Below are 24,456 nucleotides of genomic sequence, written 5' to 3'. Positions count from 1 at the left end.
CGGTTAGCGTCCCTTGAGGAACAAACTGCTTAGGGGTTTTTTATTGCCTGTTGATCCTGTAGATTTAGTGGGGCAAATAGTTCTAACCAGCCTTCACAAACCCCCATACTATTCAAATCAAGCCCAAGAGCCTTCATATCAGGCAATTCAGTCGCCATTAAATTGGTCAACCGAGCCCACCACGTTGAGTTAGGGTTAATGTGGCTCATCAAATGCTGGACAATACAAAACAGCAAGAAGGGACGAGAACGTAATCGGTCATATTCCACAAAAGGTGCAACCCATACCACCTCTGACGCAGGCGGTAATTTTGGCTTTTCAACCACATTGCGATTCCAAAGCCTGCTATGGTGAGCGCATAAGTTACGCAGGTAGTTAAGTGCTCTAAGCCAACTCGCCAATACTCGGCCATTTACGAGACCAAACTTTTGAGCAATCTTGTCTTGATCCGCCTCTTTCATGCCGCCATACAAAAATGACAAGGTGCCAAAATCCCATACCTCACAGGCGATCCAAATCGGCAACGGTAAGCCATGCTTCCTCTTATTGTGATCAATAAACTTCTCTTTTGACCGTGTGATCAATCCCGCATGCTTAGTAAGCCAATTATGATGCGCTGTCAGCCCTGAACGGGGGTTAAGCGTTTTAGCAAATTTATCATGGAATAGCTCAGGCTTTAAGTAAGCAAACATATCCTGTTCACCCAATGAATGTGCAAGCTCAACCCTAAATGCAATCTCAATCCGTTCTAGCGCATCCATGGCCAGCAATCGAAGCTTTTTATCAAACACATATAATTGAACTGCTTGTTCAAAACTCGCACCCGCAATGAAATCATCAAGCTTAACTTGATTACCATCGACCGCTTGCTGTTGACGAAACGAATACCAATAGCCACTCAAACGGTAATAGCCTATGCGAGCAAGATAATCGAGCGCCTTAGCATCATCCGTAATCGCGAGCCCTCGCTCTCGCAGCTTGTCTAATTGCTCCTGATAGGAGTTCCAAGGTTTGTCGTATGGCATAAGAACTAGGCGTTACCTTCATATTCAAAGGTCCGGACCTCCCTCGATGAACTCCGGACATAAATTACGGAACTCCGGACTCTCACTAACGAGGTCCGGACTTTGCGCATAAATTACACAAACATCTGTTGCAGCAAGCCTTTCTTAAACAGCTTGGTTTGCTCGATTTGTTCAGCGACCGCATCGATTTTCTTATCGAGAGCTTGTAAACACTGAGCTATTTTTTGCTGTTCTTTTAGGCTGGGTAAATTCAGCTTTAGTTCTTTAAGATTTTTAAAATATAAACGAGTACGTGTTCCACCTTGCTTTTGCTGGATAGCAAAGCGCTTGAAGTCATTGCCTTCGTTTAACTGAAGCTCTAAAAAGTAGCTGTCCATACCTACAGTTTTGAATACTGGGTACTCCTTGCTTACCGCCCCCTTATCCCACAAACGGTTCACATTAAATTTAAAGACTAAATCGTCACTCATATGACGATAGGTAAAGTAACCTAGCGGGACGACGCCGTAGTCACCTTCATTTATAACTGCGCGTTCTTGGGGGTACAGCCCTGTTCTAGAAGATGTTAACACTGGAATTTTAGTATCGACTGAAACAAGCTCTTTATAAGGCTCTAAATATTTACCTATACGCTCAACGCACCACTCAGGGAATGCCTTACCCTCGTCATCTTTAAAGCGGATTTTCTGGCTAAACAGCTGCTGCATCACGCCCTTTTTGTAGGCTTTAAGCAGGCGGTGTTTTTCCGTTAGCTGGCTGATTTTGCTATCGACAGCGGTGAGAAAATCGGCGATTTTTTGTTGTTCTTTGTGACTGATTACAGGAAGCACAAAACCTTTAATAGCCTCAAAATTTAGCCCCTCTCTTCCTCCGCCAGCCTGAGATATATCAATTTGTCTTTGACCATATTTAGAGTTTAGAAACTGGTTAAGGTAACGGTAATGTAGAAGTTCTTCTTTTGACCTAATTATACAAACATGCTGATTAACATTGCCTTCAACAAAAGAGCTAGGAACTATACAAGAACGTCCTATTGAGGCTCCTGTAATGTTTAATAAAACGTCGTGAGAATAAACATGACTTCCTTTCATTTTCGAGTGGGTCGCAAAATCAATTTTTGCTGTATCTGTTAGATCTAAATACCCATCTTTAACATTTTGACTCCGTATTAAAGGTATCCCTTCAGAGACATAAGATGACGCACCTCCTTTGGGGGTGCTTCCACTTCCAACTTTGAGGGTTACCTTCCCCAGCCTCACTTTTTGAAAGCAATCCTTGAACTCTGGAAAGCGTAATTGGGGCTCAGTGCTTTGTCTCATTCCTTCACCTCAAACGGCGTATCAATGCCCAACTCTTTGCAGAAATCGGCGATGGTCTTATCGGTCTGTAGCATCGCTTTATCATTGTCCACCAACTGCTTAGCCACCTTTGCCAAATCCACCAGCTCTTCCTCTTCAAAGGTATCGACATAGCGGGGGATATTGAGGTTATAGTCGTTATCGCCTAAATCTTTCTGGCTGGCTACAAAAGCAAACTTGTCAATGCTCTCACGCTTAACTACGGCATCGAGAATGCGCTGTAAGTCCTCCTCGCGCATAATGTTATTGTTAGTGCCCTTTTCAAAATGATTGCTGGCATCGATAAAGAGCACGTTGTCCTCTGCCTTACGGCGCTTTTTCAAGACCAAGATACAGGTGGGAATTGAGGTGCCAAAAAAGATATTGGCTGGCAGCCCTATGACCATATCGAGATAGTTTTTCTCTTTTATGAGGTGCTGACGAATATGGCCCTCAGCAGCCCCACGGAACAACACGCCATGGGGCAATACCACGGCCATGGTGCCGTTATCGTTAAGCTGATGAACCATATGCTGCACAAAGGCAAAATCGGCCTTACCTTTTGGCGCTAGCTTGCCATAGTCGGCAAAGCGGTCGTTATTAAGGTGCAGAGGGCTGGCAGACCAGTCGGCGGAGAATGGTGGGTTGGCCACTACCGCATCGAAACGCTCATCAAAATGCAAGGGTGTTTCTAGGGTGTCGTCGTTTTGAATATCGAAGCGAGAGTAGTGCACACCGTGCATGATCATATTCATGCGCGCTAAGTTGTATGTACTTGGGTTGCGCTCTTGACCATAGTATTTGATGTCTTGATTTTGGGCCTCTTTGGCCACGCGTAACAGTAAAGAACCCGAACCACAGGTAGGATCGTAAACGGACTTAACTACAGGGTTATCAAGTGTCACCAGCTTAGCCAATAGCTTAGAAACCATTTGCGGGGTATAGAACTCACCCGCCTTTTTGCCTGCTCCACTAGCAAACATGCCGATAAGGTATTCATAGGCATCACCAAGAATGTCTATTTCGCTGTTTTCAAGGTGAAAGTCAATGTTATCAAGGTGTATTAACACCTGAGCAATCAACTTATTACGCGCAGTAGGTGTCTTGCCTAGCTTGTTTGAGGTTAAATCCAGCTCGTCAAACAGACCATTAAAGTCATCGGCACTCTCAGCCCCCATGGTGCTTTGCTCAATATGGTTAAGCACCTTAGTAACATCATCGAGAATAAACTTACCAGCTTCGCCACGCTCAGCGATTACATGAAACAGCTCGGACGGCTTAAAGAAATAGCCTAGATTATCGAGGGTTTCATCTTTAACGGCATCTAATATCTCTTGACCATCAGGCGTGTTTTCATCGATGGTCGCGAAGCTAAAGCCATCTTGCTTAAGTAGGGTATCAGCATAGCTATTGAGCTTATCAGACAGGTACTTGTAGAAAATGAGCCCTAAGATGTAGTCACGAAAATCGTCGGCAGACATGTTGCCACGTAAGGTGTTAGCGATGTTCCAAAGCTGCTTTTTTAGCTCTTGTTGATGTTGTTCAACCATGATGACTCAATATAAAAAGTGGGGTGTTATAAACCGATAATGGCATCGATTATACACAATACGCCTTGAGTTAATCATCGCGAGATCAAAAAGATACAAGAATGAGATTCCCATTATTTTTTACCGCGTTAACATCACCAATGATGCGGCAATATGGCAAGCGCATAACAAATTGATTTGATAAGCCATGCTTAGTCGTAGTCAAACCAACATAGCTAACAGGAGTGGTGATGATGAAGGCCGATGTGATCCCAACAGTACGCTCGCTGCTCGCGCAAAACGCCATTAGCGTAAGTGGTGATAAGACGTTAATCACGCGCTTGTCATCGGTGCTGTCTTTTAAAGAATATTACGTTAAACCAGACTTCACTTGCGACATAGCCACTAAGAATTGGTCACATGAGCTGAACGCCCTCCTCAGCCTTACTGACAGCATCAACCGCCCCATCACTAAGCAGGTGCTGTACTCCATTGAGCTGCTACCAGAACGGTTTACGCTGACCGCGCATATCCACAACGCCACAGGCTGTGACCACAAGACCATATACACCAAGCGCACCCCAAACCTAAAACAGCTAGGGCACACCTTTAACGCGCTCTATCGTCGCCTCGATGAATCGCAACAGTTTGTCATTTGTCGACACTGTCGTCGGCTGGTGGCCGCCGAACTTTGTAATGATGATGCCTGTTGCTGCGCTGAAACTAACGCCCGTGCAAATAAACAAAACGCCCACCAGCCATGCTTAGCCACTTTTAAGCAAACTTTTGATACTGACTTAGTCGATCGTATATCTCGCACTGGTGACGCTGTGAGCGTGTTTAAAGACGAAGATCAAATCAAGTTCTATGTGCGCTCTACAGCTTGGCCGCTGCCCTATGAATGCTATACCTACGATCGGGTCATCGACACCCTACCGCTGAGTGCAACACCCGACGAGGTGAATGCATTAAGGCTTAAGCTTGAGAGAGAGCAAAAATACCCCACCCCTTGTTACCACTGCGAGGCGGTTTGCGATGAGGGTGAAGCTATGGGTTTAGCCTCATTTGTTGACTTCGAGACCGACGCCCTTGTTTGCTATGGCTGCGCCTCGAAGCACTATGGCGTGGTTTACTAAATATAAGCGGCAAAATAGGCGTGTAGTGCTTGGTTTAACCGCAAGCCTGCCAGATATTATCAACGGTCATACGTGCTCCCCGTGCCTTTAAGCCATCTAATATCGCGTCTCGAATATGGTCTGGGAAGCCTTCGGGAAGCTCTGCTTTGACCTTCATAATGACGAAATCGAGAACGTCTGCCATCTCTATCATGATATTGGCCATGGAGTCTGTATCAAAACCAACGGCTTTGGCCGTTTGAATAAAATGCCTTGGAAATATTTTATCCAGCTGAGTCTTTTTACCCTTGCTGGCTTTTAGCGACATCGCCAGCTTAGCATCACGTATGTTAAGCCCTTTGCCACCAATGGCGGGATAGATGGATAGAATGTCATAGAAAGGCGTTAGGCGATAACCGCCACCAGCCTCAATAAAAACAGAGAAGTTTTTAGCATGCCCATCAATAGCCCCTAATAGCCAAAACAGCACTTGGGCTTTCATGAAGTCGTATCGGTCACGAGCAGAGTTGGTTGAACCCAATAACTCAGTCATGACGGCCTGAATATCTGGGCCACCATCACTCTCATACTTTTTGGCTGGTGGCACATTGAGCACCTGACAAAAATCCTCTTGAGGCAAACGCATGATCCAGCTGGCATCTGAGGCATAGCGCCTATCGAACCGTTCAACTACGAGCGCCTTAATATCTCCAACATGCATGATGTGGCATTGTGCCACCGCTAGACCAAACGCCTCTGCGACCTTCATACACAGATACTCGTTTTCCACGCTATCTGACATATCAATAGTGTATGAATGGCTCTTTATGGTGCCTATAGGTAGTTTAATAATATGTGTGGTTGGCGTGGCGTGAATAGGCAAGCACCATTGCCCGTTAGCATATAGCAGTGCGGTTTTTTCCTGTGCGCCCGCTATTGAGATTCTAAAGTCATCTTGCTCCCGTAGCATGCCTAACGGTATGCCAGACATATAGCCTTTCAATACCTGTTCTAGGGCGGCATCTGAAAGCGGCTTATAGTCTATCTGCTTAACGTTATGGGGCGCTTGCCCATGAGAGACTAGTTGCAGCGCACCAACACTGTCTTGACCAATTTTAGCCAGTAAGTCAAAAGGCTGTGATGAAGCAGCCTTATGACGAGCAACAATGCGATTACGCACATCGGGATTATCGGGAAGCAAGTTATCAAAAAAGTTATATACCTCATCACCTTTATAGGCTTGATGACGCAGCGGCATAGACAACGATATGGGACGACTCCCAGCTAATTTCAGCCATCCCTCATCATACTTAAAGTGATGGGCACCCGTGGATGTCTTGGTAAACTCTCCCACCCGATAACCGTTCATATAAACGTCTAATACCGCCATCACCAATCCTCTTTCCAATCAATGTTGCTTGATAGAGTACCGCTAGGATCAGAAGAATCGTTTTGAGAGGCTCTAGGCTTAACCTCTAGCTCAAGGTTAAGTGATGATAGCAGCTTAAACAGCGTCTCTAACTTAGTAGAATCTGGATTTTGCTCAAAGCTAGACACTGTGTCTTGCCTGATACCCACTTTGTTAGCCACTTTGCTTTGTGACAGCTTCATAGACAAACGCGTGTCTTTTAGATAATTGCTTAACTGCTTTGAGGTCGTCACCTTCATCTTACACCCTTCACTCAATACTAAGATCACCAACCAATCTACACGCTGTAGCAGGTAAATCAAGTTTTACACGCTGTAGCCGTTAAAAAATAAATTACACGCTACAACCGTTAAATCATGTTTTACACGCTATAACAGGTGAAGCTTACCCGCTGACACAAAATGTTGAGTTAACCTGTCTTGGCTGTATTGATAAGCACCACGTTATCGGCGGGATTAACCAACAGTTCTAACCACTCACACCACATATTTAAGGCGGCGAGTTTTTCAGGTAAATATTGGCTACGATTGTAAATGGCCATCACCCCACCTAATGAATGGCCTAACAGCTGCTCGACAACATACGGAGCTACACCAAGATCATTAAGCTTGGTTGTAAAGGTTCGGCGTAAATCATGTAGCGACCATGATTCTTTATGTTTTAATCGCTTATAAATGAGCCCACCGGAGCAGCTCACCGTCTCACAACTTTTCAATTCACCTAATAGATAGCCTGAATCACCATGACGTTTATACAAAAATTCAATGATAGGCTTCACTTTAGCGGGTATGGGTCGAATTATGATCTTATTGGTTTTGCTATGAGCTTTAGGCACTGTCCACAGCTCACGCTCCAGATCCCACTCATCAAAGGTTGATAAACGCAACTCTTGGGTTCTGGCCCCAAACACGAGCAAAAGCTGACACAAATAACGCATATAAAACGCGCCTTTGCCATTTTGAATTGAGCGCATTAGGTCATACATCTCAATATCTGATAACACCCTATCTTTCTGCCGTTGTTTTTGACCAACATCAGAGGCAATCAAGTCATCTAACTCACGGCTGACCGCAAAGCGCCTAACCCGACAAAACCTTAAGGCTTGTTTGGCATTTTGTAATATTTGCCCTGCTGCGACTGGCGCAGGCTTTCGCTTACCCTTTACTCCACGCCGTATACGATCAAAGCATTCAATCCAATGCCTTGTCTCTGTTTGCTCCAGCGGAAAATGCCCTATATAGGGGTAAATATGACGTTTAAATTGGACGATGATTCTTTCAACATGTTTACGATTTTCTCTAGCGTAGTTCTCTATCCAATAATCAAGCGCCTGTTCAACAGTAACAGGGGCTAAGCTCTTCTCACGCCCCATACTGCGCTTAACTTTCGGATCATGCCCTTCGGCTAACCATGAGCGACACTCTTCGGTTAAGTCCCTTGCCTGCCTCAATGACAACTCAGGATAGCCACCTAAATCCATTCGCTTGCTTTTTCCACTGATCTTATAGCGGAACTGAAAGCTTAACTTGCCAAGCTTAGAGATTCGAACTCCGAGCCCTTTACCATCTGTTAGCTCTTTAACTTTTGATTGAGGTTTGCCAACTAAAGCCCGCAAAGTGGTTTCATACAACATCGTTTTAAGCTCACGTTCTCGGGCAAATGGCTCAATTCCATGTACCCCCATATGTACCCCCATCTAACCATAGCAACCAAAACAAGCCAATACCTACGAAGACAAAACCGTGAACCTAGTCATTGATATATAAAGAGAATTCATATTTAACAGATACTTCCGAATACCACTGAAAACAACAAAATGCAGTCTATGGCATGAACTAAGAACTTCTTAGTCAGCTGTATTGAACGGGCTCCCCAGCAATGGTGAGCCCGTTTTGCTTTAAGCCGCTCCATCTCCCGCTTCGCTATACGCCCCTTCGAGCTACTCCTCTTCTTAAGCTCACGACTTAGCGCATAGATCATGATCTGCCTCAACTAAACCAACAATCCCGACTAAATTACTCAAGTTTATGTTGAATTTAATCGGCAACCTCTCTACCATCAAAACACACATCTAAGATACAGCTTTAAGATTGGAGTCACCATGTCTTTATCTACACAGTCCCCACTGGCCTCAGAATTTGCCGACGAGACGGTTGGCAGCTTAGTGGCTGGCGACTTTCGCCGTGCCCATGTATTTAGCCAATTTGGTATCGATTTCTGCTGTGGCGGCAAGCGCACCCTGGCAAAGGCCTGTGATCGGGCGGGCATCGCACTCGTCGAGGTAGAGGCGGCGCTCCAGGCCGTGAAGGCTGAAGGAATGCAGGAAGATAGCCTGAATCAGCTACCCTTGGGCGAGCTGATCGACTACGTCGAGGAGACGCACCACGACTATGTTCGTGAGAAGGCGCCACTACTCATCGAATATAGCCAGAAGATGGTGCGCGCCCATGGCGAGCATTATGACGAGATAAAACCCTTTGCCGGTTGGGTACGGGCCCTGATAGAAGATCTCATGCCCCACCTGATGAAGGAGGAGCAGATCCTCTTCCCCGCTATCCGCGCCATGGCCGCTGGCCAGCAGGTAAGCGGCTGTTTCGGTCACATAGGCAACCCCATCAATGCCATGGAGCATGAACATGATGAGGCCAGCGAGATTGTCGAGCGCCTGAGAGCCCTCACTAACGACTTCACGCCGCCAGCCCACGCCTGCACCACCTGGCGTATCTGCTACGCCAGCCTGAAAGAGTTTGTCGCCGATCTGCAGCAACACATACATATCGAGAACAACATCCTCTTCCCAAAGGCCCTGGCTATTTAAAACATAGCTATTTAAAACATAGCTATTTAACAATTAGCGATTTAAAACCTGGCAAGAAAGGGGCGCAGCAACCAGCGCCCCTGTCCAAACGGCGGGCTAGACGCCGACGATCAGATAACCACCGACCAAGGCGATCACACCGCCACTGAGGCGAAGCAGCGGCAACTTACGGCTCAGCTGCTGCATTATGATGCCGAGCGCCACCCCGAGCAGATGAATCACAGCGGTTCCCGTGAGGAAGCCAAGCGCATAGAGCACAGGGCTAGCTAAGGTCGGCATCTCGGCGCCGTGGGCATGGCCATGAAAGATGGCAAAAAGTCCCACAAACCCCATGGCGAGCAGCAGCGGAATATGCTTGCCCAAGGCGATGGCCAAACCGAGCAGCAAGACTGACAGAGCGATCCCCAGCTCAACCAAGGGCAATGCCACACCGTAGAGTCCCAGGATGCCACCGACTAACATGAAGCCCATGAAGGCCAACGGTACCGTCCAGATCGCTCGTCCACCCAGCTGGGTACTCAACAGACCCACACTCAACATGGCAAGCAGATGATCTAAGCCAAGCACGGGATGATTAAAGCCGGTCATGAAGCCCGCACCATGGGTGATCCCATGGGCAAAAACAGGCGTCGTCCACGCCAATAGTAACAGGGGAAGTAACCTTGTTCGCATAAGTCCTCTCTATCCTTGAAATATGAGCGCTGACAATAGGTTAAAAAATTACTGGGAGATGTGATACAACGCAAAAAAACGCATTAATTGTCACATTACAAAAAAGCTCCCAATTAGGGAGCCTTACAAAGATTAGATGGCAACTTGCTGCATGGGAGACCAAATCAACGAAGCTTGTTTCTGCCTTATCAGTTCTTCGATAAGCTCCCTAATTTTGGGCTCCGCATCGATAAACTTATTCATATTGGCCCCGCCCATACGTGCATCATATATAGCCTCCCCATCAAGGCGTCCCTGATGGAAAATTTTAATTTCGGCATACACCATATATAAAGCCAAATCCCAAGCCCAATTAGCGGTATAAGTTGCAGTCCACTCGCATTGATGACTTGCATCTAATTGATCTAATACACGATATTTGATTTGTTTCTCGGTCAAAACTTTTTCGACTTCATCAAGAAAACCATGACGCACATCTGGATTCTTTTGAATACAAACTTCATCGGAACGACTCACCTGAACAGGGTCGACTCTCTGTTTTATCGAGCAGGCGGTTGTCATCATTAATACGGCAAAAACTATCAATACATTTTTCATGGAATTCCCTGTCAATATTTCTTGTAAATCACCGAACACGTGTATAAATGTTAATTTTTTGTTGGAGAGATATGATACAGATAAAGCTCAAACCAGCACAACTTTAATCAGCAAAAAGTGTTACCAATAACGACGATCAAATAAGGAATGACAAGTCAGACAATGAGGTAATGGTGATATGGGGCAAACAGCCCAATCCAGGCTCACCAGGCTCTCTATCGAAGGCAGGATTCAGCCAGGCAGATTGACACCCCGCTCGGCGTGCCCCTTGAACGTCGGCCTTAAAGCTGTCGCCAAGGTGCAAGAGTTGATTACAACCTATATGTAGCCGTTGGCAGGCCTGATAGAACATGTCGGGATAGGGCTTCATACGCGTGCCATTGCCGGGATGCAGGACAAACTCCAGCACCTCACCTAGCCCTATTCGCTGGGCATCGACATTGCCGTTGGTGATGCCAACCAAGGGATAGTGCTGTGACAGACGAGAGAGCTTGGCGATCACCTCGGGCGCGACGGTAAAATCGGATCGCTGCTCGACAAAGTAAGCCAGGGCCTGCTGCGCCGCGTCACCTGCCTGTGTCTTGCCGTAACCTAATGCTATAAACCCATGCTCCAGGGTCACCAGGCGCGCCGCCGAGGTGTCGTGAGCCAGACTTGGGCATTGTCTTATCAGACTGCGCTTCAATGCCTGCCAATCATCCAGGCCCCAATCTTGGGTCAATGGATGCTTTTCAGCCAAATAGCTTAGCAGGCGCTGCTCGGCGGCCATGATGATAGGACGATTGTCATACAGGGTATCGTCTAAGTCGAAGCTGATCGCCTTAAAGGGTCGCAGACCTATCGCCACACTAACCATTGCCACCTCGCTTCTTCGCCCTGGGGTGGGCACCGTCATAGACCTTGGCGAGATGTTGAAAGTCCAGACTGGTGTAGACCTGAGTGGTGGACAGATTCGCATGGCCCAGCAGCTCCTGCACCGCCCTGAGATCGGCACTGGATTCCAGCATATGGGTCGCGAAGGAGTGGCGCAGCTTATGGGGGTGCACACGGGCATTTAACCCCTGCATCTGGCCCCACTTGTTTAGCCTGGCCTGTATGCTCCTATGGGCAAGGCGCTTGCCCTTGGCGGTGACAAACAGGGCATCGTCTTCACAGGGCAGGGTCGAGCGCACCTTGAGCCAGTCGTCGATGGCTTGCAGCGCCATGCTGCCGATGGGCACGATACGCTCCTTGCTGCCCTTACCCATGACCTTCACCTGATGCTCGCCGCTGGCGATATCTCGGGTATCCAATGCCGCCAGCTCAGCCAGACGCAGGCCGGAAGAGTAGAACAGCTCCATGATCGCCTTGTCTCGCAGCGCCAGCGGGTCGTCCCCCTCGATAGACAGAAGATGGGTCACAGAATCGAGATCCATGTTCTTAGGCAGGGGCTTTTGCTGTTTGGGGGCGCTGAGGTTGATACAGGGATCTTTGCTGATATAGCCCTCTTGCAGCAGATAGTGACAAAACTGCTTGAGGGCCGACAGCGTCAGGGCGATGGAGCGAGGCCCCAGCCCCTTGCGGTGCAGTTTATTGAGTACGGCTTGTAGCTGTTCGTCGGTGGCTTCTGCCCAGGTACAACCCTCGGGAAGGAGTTCGCCAACCCGGTCAAGTTCGAAGCGATAGTTTCTGACCGTGTGGGAAGAGAGCTGGCGCTCGCTTACCAGATAAGAGACAAATTCCTTCACCCAGTCGGCTGTCATCACTGTCTCACAGCTTAGGTAGCAGGTGGTCGAGTAACTGTTTTAGCTGATCCAGCAGGAGGTTATCCATTTCAGGATGGAAATGCATTGGGTCTTGGCTGGCGATGGCAAAGATCACCTGGCCACACTGCTGTGACAGGCGGGACAACGCCACAGAGCCCACCTCGCAGCCAAACAGGCGCTTGGACTCGTTCTGAGTCAGGCGGCCGAAGTAGTAGCCCTGTTTCAGGCGCTCACTCCAGATATTCGACAGTTCACTGTCGATATCATGGACTGTGATCAAGCGGACATGGGTAAACTGAAACTGCTTCTGTAACTCGCTCGACAGTATCTGTCTCAGGTCACCGAGATCTTCGGCCTGCAACAGCTTCAGCGATAGGGAGGTGTTGAACATATAGATCTGTTCATTACGCGAGGCCATGGCCAACAAGGAGGTGATCTCCTCCTCCAGCTGAGTCACCCTGGCCCTCAGCATCTCCTGACGACGTTCCACCAGAGAGACTGCGCCACGCTGCTCGTGGGGGATCCGCATCGCCAACAGCAATTCAGGATAGCGGGCGAAGAAATCGGGATTATCCAGCAGATACTCGCGGATCAAGACTTCATCGAAGGGCAACTCGGCTTTTTTGTTCATCGCATCATTCATTGCTGTATCTGTCCATCGTATACATGTTCGGCAGGCCCCGTCATCCATAGGGGCTTACCCTCGCCTTCCCAGTTGATGGTTAAACTACCACCGGGAAGGTCGACCCGCACGCGTCTGGCGAGCTTGCCTTGCAGTTGGCCCACGGCCACGGCCGCACAGGCACCGCTGCCACAGGCCAAGGTTTCGGCCGCACCGCGCTCATAGACTCTCAGTTTAATATGATTTGCATCGATCACCTGCATGAAACCTACGTTCACCCCTTTGGGAAAGCGTTCATGCTTGGTGAGTAGGGCGCCTATCTGTTCCACATCGGCATTGGCCACGTCATCGACCTCGAGCACGCAATGGGGATTCCCCATAGATACGGCGCCACATAGGAAGGTCTGCATGCCCTCGGGCAGCTGGGCCTGCAGCAGATAGGTCTTCTCAGTCTTCTTGGCGTTAAAGGGGATGCGGCTCGGCTCGAGCACAGGTATCCCCATGTTGACCGTGACACTACCGTCACGCTCAAGGCGCAACGTCATCTTGCCTGAAGAGGTACTGACCTTGATTTTCTGCTTATGGATCAGCCCCTTACTCTTAACAAAACGGGCAAAACAGCGGGCGCCATTGCCACACTGCTCGACCTCGCTGCCATCTGCATTGAAGATGCGATAGTGAAAATCCAGATCAGGATCATAGGGCGGCTCCACCAACAGGAGTTGATCGAAACCGATGCCGAAGTTGCGATCCGCTAAGCGCTTTATCTGCTCAGGCGAGAAATAGACGTTCTGCGTCACGCCATCGACCACCATAAAGTCATTGCCTAAACCGTGCATCTTGGTGAAATGGATCAAAAGTGTTTTCCTTCAAAAAGTAACCGGCCCGCCCTGCTTAAGGGAGGAGTTGTTCACCTTGCCACAATTGCGCGACTTTTTCTCGCTCTCTCACCAAATAATGACGATCGCCATCCACCATCACCTCGGCGGCGCGGGGGCGAGAGTTATAATTTGATGCCATGGTAAAGCCATAGGCACCCGACGAGCGTACCGCCAGCAGATCGTTAGCGGCAATGTTAAGTGCCCTGTCTTTGCCTAAGAAGTCCCCCGTCTCACACACAGGGCCCACAACGTCATAATCGCGGGTCTCGCCTGGGCGTGGGATCACTGGGATGATCTTCTGCCAGGCGCTATACAGGGAAGGACGAATAAGGTCATTCATCGCACCGTCGACCAGGGCAAAATTCTTCTCTGCGTTCTCTTTCAGGTAGAGCACCTGAGTCACGAAGATACCGGCATTGGCGGCGATGGCACGGCCCGGCTCGAAGATGAGTTTAAGATCGCGTCCCGCCAGTTTGGCCAACAGCGCGCTGGCATAGGCACTTGGCTCTGGCGGCTGCTCTCCATCATAGGTCACGCCCAGGCCGCCACCCACATCCAGGTGCGCAATCTTCACTCCTTGGTCTGCAAGACGGTCGATGAGGGCTAACATGCGATCCATGGCATCGAGGAAAGGCTGCAACTCGGTCAGCTGCGAGCCAATATGGCAATCGGCCCCCTTCACCGCCAGGCCTGGCAGTTCATTTGCCCGCAGGAAGATTGCCTCAGCTTCCTCCATGGCGATACCAAACTTGTTCTCTTTCAAGCCGGTCGAGATATAAGGGTGTGTGCCGGCGTCCACATCCGGGTTCACCCTAAGTGAAACCGGCGCAACTTTGCCCAGCCTCAGGGCAACCTGGTTCAGCTGCTCAAGCTCGGCGGCCGACTCGACATTGAAACAGTAGATCCCCGCCTCCAGGGCCATCTCCATCTCGGTCACTGTCTTGCCGACGCCAGAGAAGACCACCTTACTCGCCTCACCACCGGCTTCTAATACTCTTGCCAACTCGCCGCCGGAGACGATATCGAAACCACTGCCTAGACGGGCTAAAACATTCAGCACCGCCAGATTTGAGTTGGCCTTTACCGCATAGCAGATCATATGAGGATGGTCGGCAACCGCATTGTCAAAGGCATGCCAGTGGCGCTCTAGGGTCGCGCGCGAATAGACATAGAGCGGCGTGCCATAGGTTTTCGCGAGCGAGGCGACGGCACACTGCTCGGCATAGAGTTCATCTTGTTGATAGAGAAAGTGATCCACTGGGCTTAATCCTTTTTGTTATTCTGCTCGGTTGCAGGTGTGGGCTGTTCCACCTGCGCCTTCTGGTTGTCTTCCTGCGCTGGCGATTTATATAGAGGTCCCTTCTGCCCACAGGCACTCAGCACCACACTCGCCAACAACATAAGTAAAATCGGTTTCATCTTATTCAACATCAGACATTCCAGTTTCGAGGGGATCACACACGGTAGCCAATGGGCTCCGTACCTTTTTCATCATGTTTCTCATGATTGTACGCATTATCTAGGCTAGCGGGAGAGAAAAAGATGATTTTTACCCCAAACAGGATAAATCCCCGCTAAAGCCCATAAAAATCTATATTTCATATTTCAGGCATCACCCGGACAAACGAAATCCCTGCTAGGCAAAATCTCTCGTCATCACCATCAAACTAACCCCTTGCCCTTAGCCCGGCGCGCCCGCGTACGACCAATATCGAGTCTGTCTGATGTTTGCAGAGATAGGACTAAAACGTCAAGCTTAACCCAGCCTAAAAAAACCGAATATGAATATTTTTATTCATTCGCGGGCCCGCACCGTCACACTCCTTTACGCCAAGCAGAGTACGACACCGACGAGCGACGAAAAACCTCAACATCACGCCTGCCCGGCCAAAGTTAGATATTTGGTAAATTTGGTATTACTATGTGGGCTCTGCAACAATCCACTCCACTGAAGGATGCCCAGATGGCAATGACAGATTCAGAGTATCACCAACTCGCCGACGAAATGTTTACCGCACTTGAAGATGCCATAGAGAACGCAATCGATGAACAAGATGCCGATATCGACATCGATGCCTCAGGCAATGTCCTGCAACTTGAGTTTCAGGACAAATCAAAGATAGTCATCAATAAGCAAGAGCCCCTGCATCAGATCTGGGTGGCGACACAGTTTGGTGGATACCACTTCTCTTACGTCGAGGGTAAATGGCTAGATGAGCGTGGCGATGCTGGCGAATTCATGCCCTTCGTGCTCGCCTCTATCCTGCGTCAGGGCGGCATCGAACTGACCCTGTAAGGCGGCGTTAAAACTCGATGGCTGCCTCGTCGGCATTGACCCCAAAGGGCTGCGCCTGCAGTCGGCCATCGACTCTGACCAAACGGAAGAACTGCGGTAGATTAAAGCGTTCCTTATCCAGGTAAGAGTCGGCAAAGGCATGATGATGACTCACCTGACTCACCAGCTCCTCTAGGTTACTACCTGGCTGTACATAATGATTCAGCTCATTTTTCTCATCCAGCACAAACACATCTATCCCCTCCTTGCCTGGGCGTAAGAAGTATTGAATCGCGCCAACGGCGGCAAAATCTTGAATGACTTCGGGGATCTTACTGAAGGGCTCGTTACCGAGATCAGGTCGCGGTAGTTCCAGCATACGCAGTTTAGAGAGTCGTTGGTAGAAGGCCGTTGACTCACTCAGATCCTGATACACCATGCCTTTAGAGTTGAAAAACAAGCCATATTTTATCCCGCCCGCCTGCAAGGGGTGCACCATGGTTGAGGAGGTTTTTGCCTTGGTACACATACGATTCGCCCGTTGAACCAGCTGGCTGACTGCACGCTCGATCTGAGTACTGAGCCGGCTGGAGCAGCTTACCACATCCACCTTCACCTGCTGGGTTGCCCTCTGCATCCCTGGGGTGATATAGACCAGGGCATCTAAGATGGCCTCATTACCCTCAAAATGATGACAATGCCACTCTCCCCAGCTATTTTGGCAGATGACATCCAGCGACTGCACCATATTCTTGTGGTGACGTCCCATGGAGAAGATGTTGGCATTCATGTAGTCGAAGATGATCTCCTGTCCCCGCCACTGAAGTGTCTCGTCTCGATTAAAGTTGATGAGAAACAGTAGCTGGCGAAAATGCCATGGCTGACACAGATCCAGTTTGGATGCCCGCCAGCGACGCTCCGACATGATAGTTGGCAGACGCTTAGCCGCCTTAGTAAGCGCCTTATCCTGGCCTTTCCCTTCACCGAAGGCATACCACTGGGTCTGGGCGGTCGACACGCCGTTTAGACTGGCCCAAATCAATAACTTAGCCTTACTATGGGAGTGGAATACCGCACGATTACCCATGAAGTTCTTCGACTCGGGAGTACAACGATAGAGATAATATTCCTTGCTATTACGGCTGTAGATCACCGTGAGGTGCGCCTCGGCTACCGAACGGGTCCAGAGTCGGTTGAGGCTGATGATCTGCTTGTCATCTTCGCTAAAATAGGTATGTAGCTTACGCGTTAGCAGGCCCAGCTCGGAGATCTTCAGGCTATCACTCAACTTGTTGGCCGAGGCAAATTGTAACAGCGTCTGATAGCTGCCAAGCATCAGTTCATTGAGCTGCTCGTTAAACCACTGCAACTGGCCACAATGCCAATTAGCACATTGATCTAAGGTGCGCAGCAAATTATCTGACCAGCCCCACCGCGTCACCAGCGACTGCAACTTATAGTAGCGCCAATCTTTTGGATGCTCTGCAACCGTCAGCCTGATGCCACATTTCAAATAAAAACAGCGGCGTACGATCTCCAGACGCCGCTTATCATTCTTGTGTTCCAGGTAGTGTTCGATCGATTGATACAGGAGGAAATAGGCATCGTTGAATGCCGAGAAATCCCCCGCCAGGGTGCGTTGCCACACTTGGGTAGTCACTAGGTTACTCTGGGGATAGTCACTGGCGTAAGCCTCCAGCAGCATAACCTTGAGTAGCGCCTTGTGGGGCTTATCCAATCCCTTGTAGAGCTGCCATAATGAGGCTCCGAAGTACTCACTGGCGGGCAAGTTTCTCACATCACCCAAGAAGAGGTGGCTCTCTATCGCCTCGGCCCCAGGCCACCAGGCGACCCGCTTACCACCGAGACAGATATGACTGCGATAAAATTCTTCTAGCAGCAACCAGTGTTGCACACTGCCACTGTTTTCACAGCCCAGGCTCGCGGTCTGAAACTCACCAGCATCAGCACTGAAGAGAAACTGTTTGGGATGAACCAGATAGATATTAACTTCGAGATCATGCTGTCCAAACCAGGCCGTTAACAGCAGGGATTTTTCCTGTAGGGAGGCAACTTCGTCGTCAGCCAGAGTCGGGTCATACACCAACCAGACGTCTATATCACTCTTAGGATTTTGACCAAAGCTGGCGGTGCTACCCATGGTATAGACGCCATAGAGTGCACTCTGCTGCTGATGTATCACCTGGGGTTCGTTAAGCCCTAGGGTGCGGCAAGCCTCTAGGGCATCGTCGCTGGGGAAATACTCGAACACGCCGCTGGGCGTCATGGGGCCGTTGTAGCCGGGAAAGTCACTACGGTGATAGTGAAACAGCACAGGGATCAGCTGCATCAGATGACGCTGCAGAGGCGTCAAGATGGCAAGCGCACGTGCTAAACGCACTTTGTTTAAGCGTTCCGCCGTGGCGATAAAATGCTCTTGCTCTTTCAATTTCAAGCAACCTAGTCCATTTAGCTTACCTATAAGCATGCTAACAGCTTAGACGGAAACAGCAAGTATATGAGAGCTAGATCACACTTTTTCCTCAAGCGGCAAAAACGCTAAACGGGTGAACTTCAAAGAATCGACAGCCATTTCTTACATATAGCAATTAGCAATGTTAGCATTAGCGCAACTATGGCCTCTGATGGAATATCGAGCATGTCTCAAAACGTCATTCGTATCGCTACACGTAAAAGTCCACTGGCAATGTGGCAAGCTGAATTTGTTAAAGCCGAACTAGAAAAAGCCCATGAGGGATTGGTCGTCGAGCTCCTACCCATGAGCACCAAAGGAGATGTCATCCTAGACACACCATTGGCAAAGGTGGGTGGTAAAGGCTTGTTCGTTAAAGAGTTAGAAGTTGCCATGCTAGAAGGCAAGGCCGATATCGCCGTGCACTCGATGAAAGATGTGCCGGTAGATTTCCCCGAAGGCCTGGGACTGCAGGTGATCTGCGAGCGTGAAGATCCGCGCGATGCCTTCGTCTCAAATACCTATAAGAACATCGAAGAGTTACCACAAGGCGCCATCGTCGGCACCTCAAGCCTGAGACGCCAATGCCAGATCCGCGCGGCACGCCCGGATCTCGAAATTCGCGATCTGCGTGGCAACGTAGGTACTCGCCTGGCTAAGCTAGATGCCGGCAACTATGACGCCATCATTCTGGCTGCCGCCGGCCTGAAACGTCTCAAACTCGAGGAGCGTATTGCCAGCTTTATCTCGGCAGAGGACTCACTCCCCGCTAATGGCCAAGGCGCCGTGGGTATCGAGTGTCGCACCGATGATGAACGCGTCAAGGCACTCTTGGCCCCCCTAGAACATACCGAAACTCGCTACCGTGTCATCGCCGAGCGCGCCATGAACACTCGCCTTGAGGGTGGCTGCCAGGTGCCTATCGGTGCCTACGCCGAAATCGACGGTGACATTCTGTCGCTGCGCGGCCTGGTAGGTAACCCAGACGGTAGCCAAGTGATCCGCGGCGCCACCAGTGGCTCCAAGCAAGATGCGGAGCAGCTGGGTATTGCTCTGGCCGATGAGCTGCTATCTAAGGGCGCCAAAGCCATTTTAGATGCGGTATACGCCAAGTAAAAAATGAAGCTACTACTGACGCGCCCAGAAGGGCGCAATCAGTCTATGGCCGAGGCACTTGCACAGCGTGAAGTGCCTTTCACCATAGCGCCTTTGCTACAGGTAGTCGCTAACAACGCTGCCGATCATGAGCACAAGAAAAAGCTTTTTTATCAGTCTGATATCATCATTTTTATCAGCACTAATGCGGTAGAATATGCCGATATCGCCTTGTCATCAGAATGGCCGAAGGATAAGCAATATTTTGCGGTCGGTCAGGCAACCTATTGCGCCCTTCAAGACAAGGGCATTGCAGCCACAAAGGCCCCAGAGTCTTGTCAGCAAACCGAAGGCCTACTCACTTTAGCTCAACTGCAAGCCATAAAAGGCCAACAGATCACCATAGTCCGGGGAGTCGGCGGCCGGGAAGCCTTGGCCAGCTCACTGACAGAGCGAGGCGCCAAGGTCGACTACTGGGAAGTCTATCGCCGTGCCTGCCCGCAGCTCGCCCCCCACACGCCCTACGAATGGCGCGAGCAAGCAATTGACACCATAGTGATTACCAGTGGTGAAATTCTGGCTAATCTAATTACACTTGTACCCAAAGAGTTATTTGCTTGGCTGCACGCATGTCATATTATAGTGCCCAGCGCTCGTGTCTATGACCAAGCCATTGCGGCAGGGTTTATACGGGTCACCAATGCAAAAGCAGCAAACCGCGACGCAGTACTCACAGCCTTAGGTTTACAGGACTAAACCTTCTTACTCAGCTGCTCGCCGATGTCGCCTCGTCTTCAAGGATCTGCCTAAATGGACAAAAATACCCAAGAGAGCAAAGCGGTCGCCACCACAGAGCACGATGAGTCTATGGATGCGACCTTTACCGAGACGCCACAGGCCAACTCGACGGCATCCCAGGAGGCCAAGCCTGCTTCGTCTGGCGGTGGGGTTTCCTGGGGATTCCTCTTTAATCTGGTATTTATTCTGCTGCTCCTGTTTGCCACGGCAACCGGTGGCTTCTACCTGTATCAGGAGCTAACGCAGCAAAAAGAAAAAACGGCCGCTCTGACCAAACAACTGCAACAGGGGTTGGACGATCCACGTACCCGCATCACCCATTTAGAGCAGCAGCAACGCACGGCAGAAAATCAATTTGATCAAAAGCTTGCCCAGCTACAAGCCAAGCAGGGTGAGGTGCAGGATCAGGTCAACAAGCTGGCACAGCGCAACCCTAACCACTGGATGGCGGAGGAAGCCAAATACCTGGTCAGAATGGCAGGCAATAAACTTTGGCTAGAGAAAGATCCCCAGACGGCGCTTAGCCTGCTGGAAGCTGCCGACGATCGCATCGAAACCATGAAAGATCCGTCGCTTACGCCTATCCGTAAGGCCTTGGCGCGAGACATGAGTGATGTCGCCGCCATCAAGAGTACCGATGTCGCCGGCACCGTACTCAGCCTGGATACCATCATAGAGCGTCTGCCGAAACTCAAGGTCAATCGTAGCGAGTCCAAGATCAACGCTAAAGATGATTCACTGCAAGTCACCGAATCTATCGATGACTGGCAGACAAATCTAGCCAAGTCCTGGCAGGCACTCATCGAAGAATTTGTCATCATACGCAAACGCACCACAGACCCCGCACCGCTACTGGCGCCGGATCAACAGTGGTATCTGGTTGAAAATATTCGCAACAAACTCCTACAGGCCCAACTGGCCCTCTTCCGTCAGGATCAGGTGAACTACCGTCAGTCGGTGACACTGGCAAGAAAATGGATTTTCCAATATTTCGATCTTGGCGACAATAAAACTGAACAGACTCTGGCCGCGCTAGACGCCTTGGCCACTCTGGAGATTCAGTCACCGACAATAGAGCAATTTGCCGCGACGCCTCTGCTACAGCAATTGGTCACCCATGGTGGCCTGATTAAAGATCGGGGGGCTTCGCTATGATAAGGGCCTTGATCTACCTGATAATCGTCATCATAGGCTTAATAGCCAGCCCCTATCTCTCTTGGCTAAAAGGCTATATCTATATCGCCATCGGCGACTATGAACTGGAAACCAGCCTGGTATTCGCGCTATTTGCCGCAGTCATGTTTTACGTCACCCTGGTACTGCTCGAGATGCTGATCGTCTGGACTATAAACTTGGTCCTAAACAGCCGACTGCTGCCGGAGAAATGGCGCCGTAAGGCCGCAAGAAAGCATACCCTCACGGGCGCCTTGGCCCTGGCCGAAGAGGATTGGTCTACCGCCGAGAAGGCGATGGCCAGAGGCGCAGATAAAGGCGAGATCCCGGCTTTGAACCTGTTGGCTGCCGCCCGAGCCGCCCAGCACAGAAAAGATCATGACGCCCGCGATCATTACCTCAGCGAGGCAGCCAAAGATCCTACGGCCTACAAGGCGGTACTCACAACCAGAGTAAGATACCTGTTACAGCAGGGGGAACTCACTCAGGCGCGCGCCCTGTTAGACGAGCTCAATCCAACCAGCAAGAGCAAGCCCCCGGTATTAGGATTGGCACTCGATCTCTACCGTGCTCAAGAGGATTGGTCTGCACTCAAGCTTCTGCTTCCCATCGTTAGGAAGCGCGGAATCATAGATGAAACAGAGCATCAACAGCTCAACGCCGAGGTCAACCTGGCACTGCTTAAGCAGGCAGCAGATCAAAATGAACAGGCGTTAGAAAAGGCCTGGCACTGGCTTAGCCGCGCAGAACGCAAGCAAACCGAGTTTATTGCACAATATGCCCTGGGCTTGGCTAAATTCGAGCGTAGAGAGGAGGCAATCAAACTCCTGATGAAACAAACGAAACAACAGCCGAGTCAGGCAATCTTCGCCGCATTGCCCCAGATACTGACCCCAGCCGATCTTGATGCTAGAAAGCAACTTTTTGAACTTGAAAAGAAACTTGGTGAGCAAACCGAATACCAGGCCTGTATCGCCGCACTGTACGATCAGAGCAAGGAGTTCAGAGAATCTCAGAAATGGTGGTCTAAAGTCTGCCTGCAATCCCCCACTAAACAGCGCTGGCTGGCGCTGGCCGAGGCCTGCGAACACCTGGGAGAACAGAACCAAGCACTGCAGAATTACCGAAAAGCGGCAATATTTTGACGCTTTTTTATACTGTTTTTAACTAAGAAACCACCTTTACTGGTGGTTTTTTGTTTATAAAAATGCTCCCAATCAGCTTCCTTACATATAACCCGCATTAAAACAATTAATTAGTTGTATTTTTACAAAAACACACTATTTCGCCCCATTTTTTCCTTAATTGCCGCTATTTGACAGCTATTTAATGCCAACCACACTTAAAGGGATAAACCACGTGGATATACCAATAGCAAGCGCAAAACAGAACTCTTTTGCTCTTGATTTTACTCTTTGTAGAGCGAGAAATGATTATGGGTGCTTCAATCACAACACAGGATGCAGTAGTTGTTAACCTTGTAGGCGAACTCAAGGTTAAAGATGAACAAGGAAATATCAGAGAGGTAAAAATAGGCGACCTGATCCATGCCGGGGAGCAACTTATATTTTCACCCAATGTTAAGTTTAATCTTGAATATGAAGATGGCTCTTCGTCAACTCAAGCCAACTTGATACAAGAGACACTTAATCAAGACACAACGGTGAGCAACGACGACAGCCAGGCACAAGGTAGCGAGGTCGAGCCACTAGCCGAGACACCCGTTGCCTTAGATCCGGAGATCGCCGCACTACAGGCCCAGATCTTGGCCGGCGACGATCCAACCCAGGGGCTACCTGAAACTGCAGCTGGTGCAGGCACAACAGGTAACGAAGGAGGCTCCGACTTCGTTTCCGTCGGCAGAACCGGTGACGAAACACTCGCCGATGCTGGCTGGGACACCACAGGCTTCACCGCTACACCAGATACCACGGTTGAAGAGGAGATCATTCCCGAACTTCAGCCGAATGCGCCCACGGTTTCCTCTGCGACCTTCTCGCTGTTTGAAGCCAATCTTGCGCAAGGTAGCTCTCCTTCAGCCCTATTAACGAGCATTGCAGACACTATTCAAACCGCGGCAGATGAAGGCATCAGCAGCCTGACCATAAATGGCATTAACATCATTAACGCTGGTCAGTTCGCCGGTCCAATAGTGATCAATACACCTAACGGCATTCTCACCATCACGGGCTTTGATAGCGCATCGGGTCAATTCACCTACGACTTTAGCTTCAATAACGCCGCCGACCACAGCAATAACGACCAGATCCAACTTCTCTTTAATATTGAACTCATTGATAATCAAGGCGCCATCGCCAACGGAACCATCACTCTCAATATCATCGACGACCAACCAGAAGGACTCGCCGATAGCAACAGCGTCACCGAAGATACCGCCACAGTGGCGAGCGGTAACTTACTTATCAACGACACCTTAGGTGCCGACTCCGCTCAGGTAACGGCCGTAACCAACAGCCAGGGTACCTCCATTAATTTGAGTGTGACAAACAGTATTCAAGGCCAGTTCGGGGTACTCACCCTGTTTGCCGATGGCAGCTATAGCTATCAACTGAACAACGGATCTAATGAAATACAGTCACTCGCACTGGGACAGCAGATAACCGAAACCTTCAACTACCTACTAACCGATGGCGACGGCGACTCGGTACTCGTGCCGCTGACCATTACCATCACAGGCACCAATGACCTGCCGGTACTCACCGTGGATGCCAGCGGCGGCGTGGTGGAAGATGCCAGCAATCCTAACCTCACCGACAGCGGCGCACTCAGCTTCACCGACGTGGATGTCAACAACACCCACAGCGTCACCGAGGTGTATAACGATGACATCAGCTGGAGTGGTGGCGATCTC

23 protein-coding genes are annotated in these 24,456 nt (G+C 49.8%); 8 read left to right on the top strand and 15 right to left on the bottom strand.

The genetic code is table 11. The features are described 5' to 3' along the window. Positions 1-29: 29 nt before the first annotated feature. The 3 genes from GNT65_RS20140 to GNT65_RS20130 form a co-directional block, all read right to left on the bottom strand. Positions 30-1,025, bottom strand: a complete 996-nt coding sequence (locus GNT65_RS20140; RefSeq protein WP_160798954.1) for an Abi family protein — start codon at positions 1,023-1,025, stop codon at positions 30-32. A 113-nt stretch (positions 1,026-1,138) separates the two neighbouring features. Continuing rightward, positions 1,139-2,344, bottom strand: a complete 1,206-nt coding sequence (locus GNT65_RS20135) for a restriction endonuclease subunit S (protein WP_160798953.1) — start codon at positions 2,342-2,344, stop codon at positions 1,139-1,141. Next, the gene (locus tag GNT65_RS20130; protein ID WP_160798952.1) at positions 2,341-3,912 is read right to left on the bottom strand and encodes a type I restriction-modification system subunit M; all 1,572 of its coding nucleotides are present in this window, start codon (positions 3,910-3,912) and stop codon (positions 2,341-2,343) included. The genes GNT65_RS20135 and GNT65_RS20130 overlap by 4 nt, the downstream gene beginning before the upstream one ends. A 230-nt stretch (positions 3,913-4,142) precedes the next feature. On the opposite strand from GNT65_RS20130, the gene GNT65_RS20125 reads away from it, so the two are divergent. Continuing rightward, the gene (locus tag GNT65_RS20125; RefSeq protein ID WP_160798951.1) at positions 4,143-5,027 is read left to right on the top strand and encodes a hypothetical protein; all 885 of its coding nucleotides are present in this window, start codon (positions 4,143-4,145) and stop codon (positions 5,025-5,027) included. 34 nt (positions 5,028-5,061) lie between these two features. Here the strand turns inward: GNT65_RS20125 and GNT65_RS20120 are convergent, their stop codons facing one another. From GNT65_RS20120 to GNT65_RS20110, 3 genes are all read right to left on the bottom strand, one after another. After that, positions 5,062-6,396 carry a type II toxin-antitoxin system HipA family toxin gene (locus GNT65_RS20120; RefSeq protein WP_160798950.1) on the bottom strand — a complete coding sequence of 445 codons (1,335 nt, stop codon included), beginning with the start codon at positions 6,394-6,396 and terminating at the stop codon, positions 5,062-5,064. Continuing rightward, the gene (locus tag GNT65_RS20115) at positions 6,396-6,674 is read right to left on the bottom strand and encodes a helix-turn-helix domain-containing protein (protein WP_160798949.1); all 279 of its coding nucleotides are present in this window, start codon (positions 6,672-6,674) and stop codon (positions 6,396-6,398) included. The genes GNT65_RS20120 and GNT65_RS20115 overlap by 1 nt, the downstream gene beginning before the upstream one ends. Before the next feature lie 170 nt (positions 6,675-6,844). Further along, complete coding sequence (locus tag GNT65_RS20110) at positions 6,845-8,119, bottom strand: tyrosine-type recombinase/integrase (RefSeq protein WP_219822480.1); 1,275 nt, start codon at positions 8,117-8,119, stop codon at positions 6,845-6,847. A 417-nt stretch (positions 8,120-8,536) separates the two neighbouring features. On the opposite strand from GNT65_RS20110, the gene ric reads away from it, so the two are divergent. Continuing rightward, the gene (ric, locus tag GNT65_RS20105) at positions 8,537-9,253 is read left to right on the top strand and encodes an iron-sulfur cluster repair di-iron protein (protein WP_160798948.1); all 717 of its coding nucleotides are present in this window, start codon (positions 8,537-8,539) and stop codon (positions 9,251-9,253) included. Positions 9,254-9,349: 96 nt separating this feature from the next. Here the strand turns inward: ric and GNT65_RS20100 are convergent, their stop codons facing one another. From GNT65_RS20100 to lptM, 8 genes are all read right to left on the bottom strand, one after another. Beyond that, entirely contained in the window at positions 9,350-9,925 is a 576-nt protein-coding gene (locus GNT65_RS20100; protein ID WP_160798947.1) for a HupE/UreJ family protein, read from the bottom strand. Positions 9,926-10,057: 132 nt separating this feature from the next. Next, positions 10,058-10,522, bottom strand: a complete 465-nt coding sequence (locus GNT65_RS20095; protein ID WP_160798946.1) for an Sbal_3080 family lipoprotein — start codon at positions 10,520-10,522, stop codon at positions 10,058-10,060. 136 nt (positions 10,523-10,658) lie between these two features. Beyond that, positions 10,659-11,378: an HAD-IA family hydrolase gene (locus GNT65_RS20090; RefSeq protein ID WP_181006387.1), complete on the bottom strand. Its 720-nt coding sequence runs from the start codon at positions 11,376-11,378 to the stop codon at positions 10,659-10,661. Then, on the bottom strand, positions 11,371-12,264 hold the full coding sequence (xerC, locus tag GNT65_RS20085; RefSeq protein ID WP_160798945.1) for a tyrosine recombinase XerC: 894 nt from the start codon (positions 12,262-12,264) through the stop codon (positions 11,371-11,373). Before xerC ends, GNT65_RS20090 begins: the two co-directional genes overlap by 8 nt. A gap of 7 nt (positions 12,265-12,271) precedes the next feature. Beyond that, a complete protein-coding gene (locus tag GNT65_RS20080; protein ID WP_160798944.1) occupies positions 12,272-12,910 on the bottom strand; it encodes a DUF484 family protein in 639 nt (212 codons plus the stop codon). After that, positions 12,907-13,746: a diaminopimelate epimerase gene (dapF, locus tag GNT65_RS20075; protein ID WP_160798943.1), complete on the bottom strand. Its 840-nt coding sequence runs from the start codon at positions 13,744-13,746 to the stop codon at positions 12,907-12,909. Before dapF ends, GNT65_RS20080 begins: the two co-directional genes overlap by 4 nt. 37 nt (positions 13,747-13,783) lie before the next feature. Further along, a complete protein-coding gene (lysA, locus tag GNT65_RS20070; RefSeq protein ID WP_160798942.1) occupies positions 13,784-15,028 on the bottom strand; it encodes a diaminopimelate decarboxylase in 1,245 nt (414 codons plus the stop codon). A 5-nt stretch (positions 15,029-15,033) separates the two neighbouring features. After that, positions 15,034-15,189, bottom strand: a complete 156-nt coding sequence (gene lptM, locus GNT65_RS20065) for an LPS translocon maturation chaperone LptM (protein ID WP_239896197.1) — start codon at positions 15,187-15,189, stop codon at positions 15,034-15,036. A gap of 544 nt (positions 15,190-15,733) precedes the next feature. Between lptM and cyaY the strand changes: the two genes are divergently transcribed. Next, positions 15,734-16,066 carry an iron donor protein CyaY gene (cyaY, locus tag GNT65_RS20060; RefSeq protein ID WP_160798940.1) on the top strand — a complete coding sequence of 111 codons (333 nt, stop codon included), beginning with the start codon at positions 15,734-15,736 and terminating at the stop codon, positions 16,064-16,066. A gap of 7 nt (positions 16,067-16,073) precedes the next feature. On the opposite strand, the gene GNT65_RS20055 is transcribed toward cyaY, so the two are convergent. Next, positions 16,074-18,494, bottom strand: coding sequence for a class I adenylate cyclase (locus GNT65_RS20055; RefSeq protein ID WP_160798966.1), 2,421 nt, complete (start codon positions 18,492-18,494; stop codon positions 16,074-16,076). Between the two features lie 210 nt (positions 18,495-18,704). Between GNT65_RS20055 and hemC the strand changes: the two genes are divergently transcribed. From hemC to GNT65_RS20030, 5 genes are all read left to right on the top strand, one after another. Then, entirely contained in the window at positions 18,705-19,634 is a 930-nt protein-coding gene (gene hemC, locus GNT65_RS20050) for a hydroxymethylbilane synthase (RefSeq protein ID WP_160798939.1), read from the top strand. Positions 19,635-19,637: 3 nt separating this feature from the next. Further along, the gene (locus GNT65_RS20045) at positions 19,638-20,369 is read left to right on the top strand and encodes a uroporphyrinogen-III synthase (protein ID WP_160798938.1); all 732 of its coding nucleotides are present in this window, start codon (positions 19,638-19,640) and stop codon (positions 20,367-20,369) included. A gap of 54 nt (positions 20,370-20,423) precedes the next feature. Beyond that, positions 20,424-21,566, top strand: a complete 1,143-nt coding sequence (locus GNT65_RS20040) for a uroporphyrinogen-III C-methyltransferase (RefSeq protein ID WP_160798937.1) — start codon at positions 20,424-20,426, stop codon at positions 21,564-21,566. Next, positions 21,563-22,729, top strand: coding sequence for a heme biosynthesis HemY N-terminal domain-containing protein (locus GNT65_RS20035; RefSeq protein ID WP_160798936.1), 1,167 nt, complete (start codon positions 21,563-21,565; stop codon positions 22,727-22,729). Before GNT65_RS20040 ends, GNT65_RS20035 begins: the two co-directional genes overlap by 4 nt. 290 nt (positions 22,730-23,019) lie before the next feature. Beyond that, positions 23,020-24,456: retention module-containing protein (locus GNT65_RS20030; protein ID WP_160798935.1), on the top strand; the 1,437-nt coding region annotated here is incomplete at its 3' end.

The organism is Shewanella insulae (assembly GCF_009831655.1).
Taxonomy (GTDB): Bacteria; Pseudomonadota; Gammaproteobacteria; order Enterobacterales; family Shewanellaceae; genus Shewanella; species Shewanella insulae.
Note: the sequence above shows the minus strand (reverse complement) of the source record. Positions and strands in the feature narration are given on the sequence as shown.

Excerpts from the sequence above, each read along its gene's own strand:
- GNT65_RS20135 (WP_160798953.1), bottom strand. The coding sequence starts at position 2,344 with ATGAGACAAAGCACTGAGCCCCAATTACGCTTTCCAGAGTTCAAGGAT.
- GNT65_RS20130 (WP_160798952.1), bottom strand. The coding sequence starts at position 3,912 with ATGGTTGAACAACATCAACAAGAGCTAAAAAAGCAGCTTTGGAACATC.
- GNT65_RS20110 (WP_219822480.1), bottom strand. The coding sequence starts at position 8,119 with ATGGGGGTACATGGAATTGAGCCATTTGCCCGAGAACGTGAGCTTAAA.
- GNT65_RS20115 (WP_160798949.1), bottom strand. The coding sequence starts at position 6,674 with ATGAAGGTGACGACCTCAAAGCAGTTAAGCAATTATCTAAAAGACACG.
- xerC (WP_160798945.1), bottom strand. The coding sequence starts at position 12,264 with ATGACAGCCGACTGGGTGAAGGAATTTGTCTCTTATCTGGTAAGCGAG.
- lptM (WP_239896197.1), bottom strand. The coding sequence starts at position 15,189 with ATGAAACCGATTTTACTTATGTTGTTGGCGAGTGTGGTGCTGAGTGCC.
- cyaY (WP_160798940.1), top strand. The coding sequence starts at position 15,734 with ATGGCAATGACAGATTCAGAGTATCACCAACTCGCCGACGAAATGTTT.
- GNT65_RS20045 (WP_160798938.1), top strand. The coding sequence starts at position 19,638 with ATGAAGCTACTACTGACGCGCCCAGAAGGGCGCAATCAGTCTATGGCC.
- GNT65_RS20035 (WP_160798936.1), top strand. The coding sequence starts at position 21,563 with ATGATAAGGGCCTTGATCTACCTGATAATCGTCATCATAGGCTTAATA.
- ric (WP_160798948.1), top strand. The coding sequence starts at position 8,537 with ATGTCTTTATCTACACAGTCCCCACTGGCCTCAGAATTTGCCGACGAG.
- GNT65_RS20100 (WP_160798947.1), bottom strand. The coding sequence starts at position 9,925 with ATGCGAACAAGGTTACTTCCCCTGTTACTATTGGCGTGGACGACGCCT.
- hemC (WP_160798939.1), top strand. The coding sequence starts at position 18,705 with ATGTCTCAAAACGTCATTCGTATCGCTACACGTAAAAGTCCACTGGCA.
- GNT65_RS20090 (WP_181006387.1), bottom strand. The coding sequence starts at position 11,378 with ATGGTTAGTGTGGCGATAGGTCTGCGACCCTTTAAGGCGATCAGCTTC.
- GNT65_RS20140 (WP_160798954.1), bottom strand. The coding sequence starts at position 1,025 with ATGCCATACGACAAACCTTGGAACTCCTATCAGGAGCAATTAGACAAG.
- GNT65_RS20040 (WP_160798937.1), top strand. The coding sequence starts at position 20,424 with ATGGACAAAAATACCCAAGAGAGCAAAGCGGTCGCCACCACAGAGCAC.
- GNT65_RS20080 (WP_160798944.1), bottom strand. The coding sequence starts at position 12,910 with ATGAATGATGCGATGAACAAAAAAGCCGAGTTGCCCTTCGATGAAGTC.
- GNT65_RS20125 (WP_160798951.1), top strand. The coding sequence starts at position 4,143 with ATGATGAAGGCCGATGTGATCCCAACAGTACGCTCGCTGCTCGCGCAA.
- GNT65_RS20095 (WP_160798946.1), bottom strand. The coding sequence starts at position 10,522 with ATGAAAAATGTATTGATAGTTTTTGCCGTATTAATGATGACAACCGCC.
- GNT65_RS20120 (WP_160798950.1), bottom strand. The coding sequence starts at position 6,396 with ATGGCGGTATTAGACGTTTATATGAACGGTTATCGGGTGGGAGAGTTT.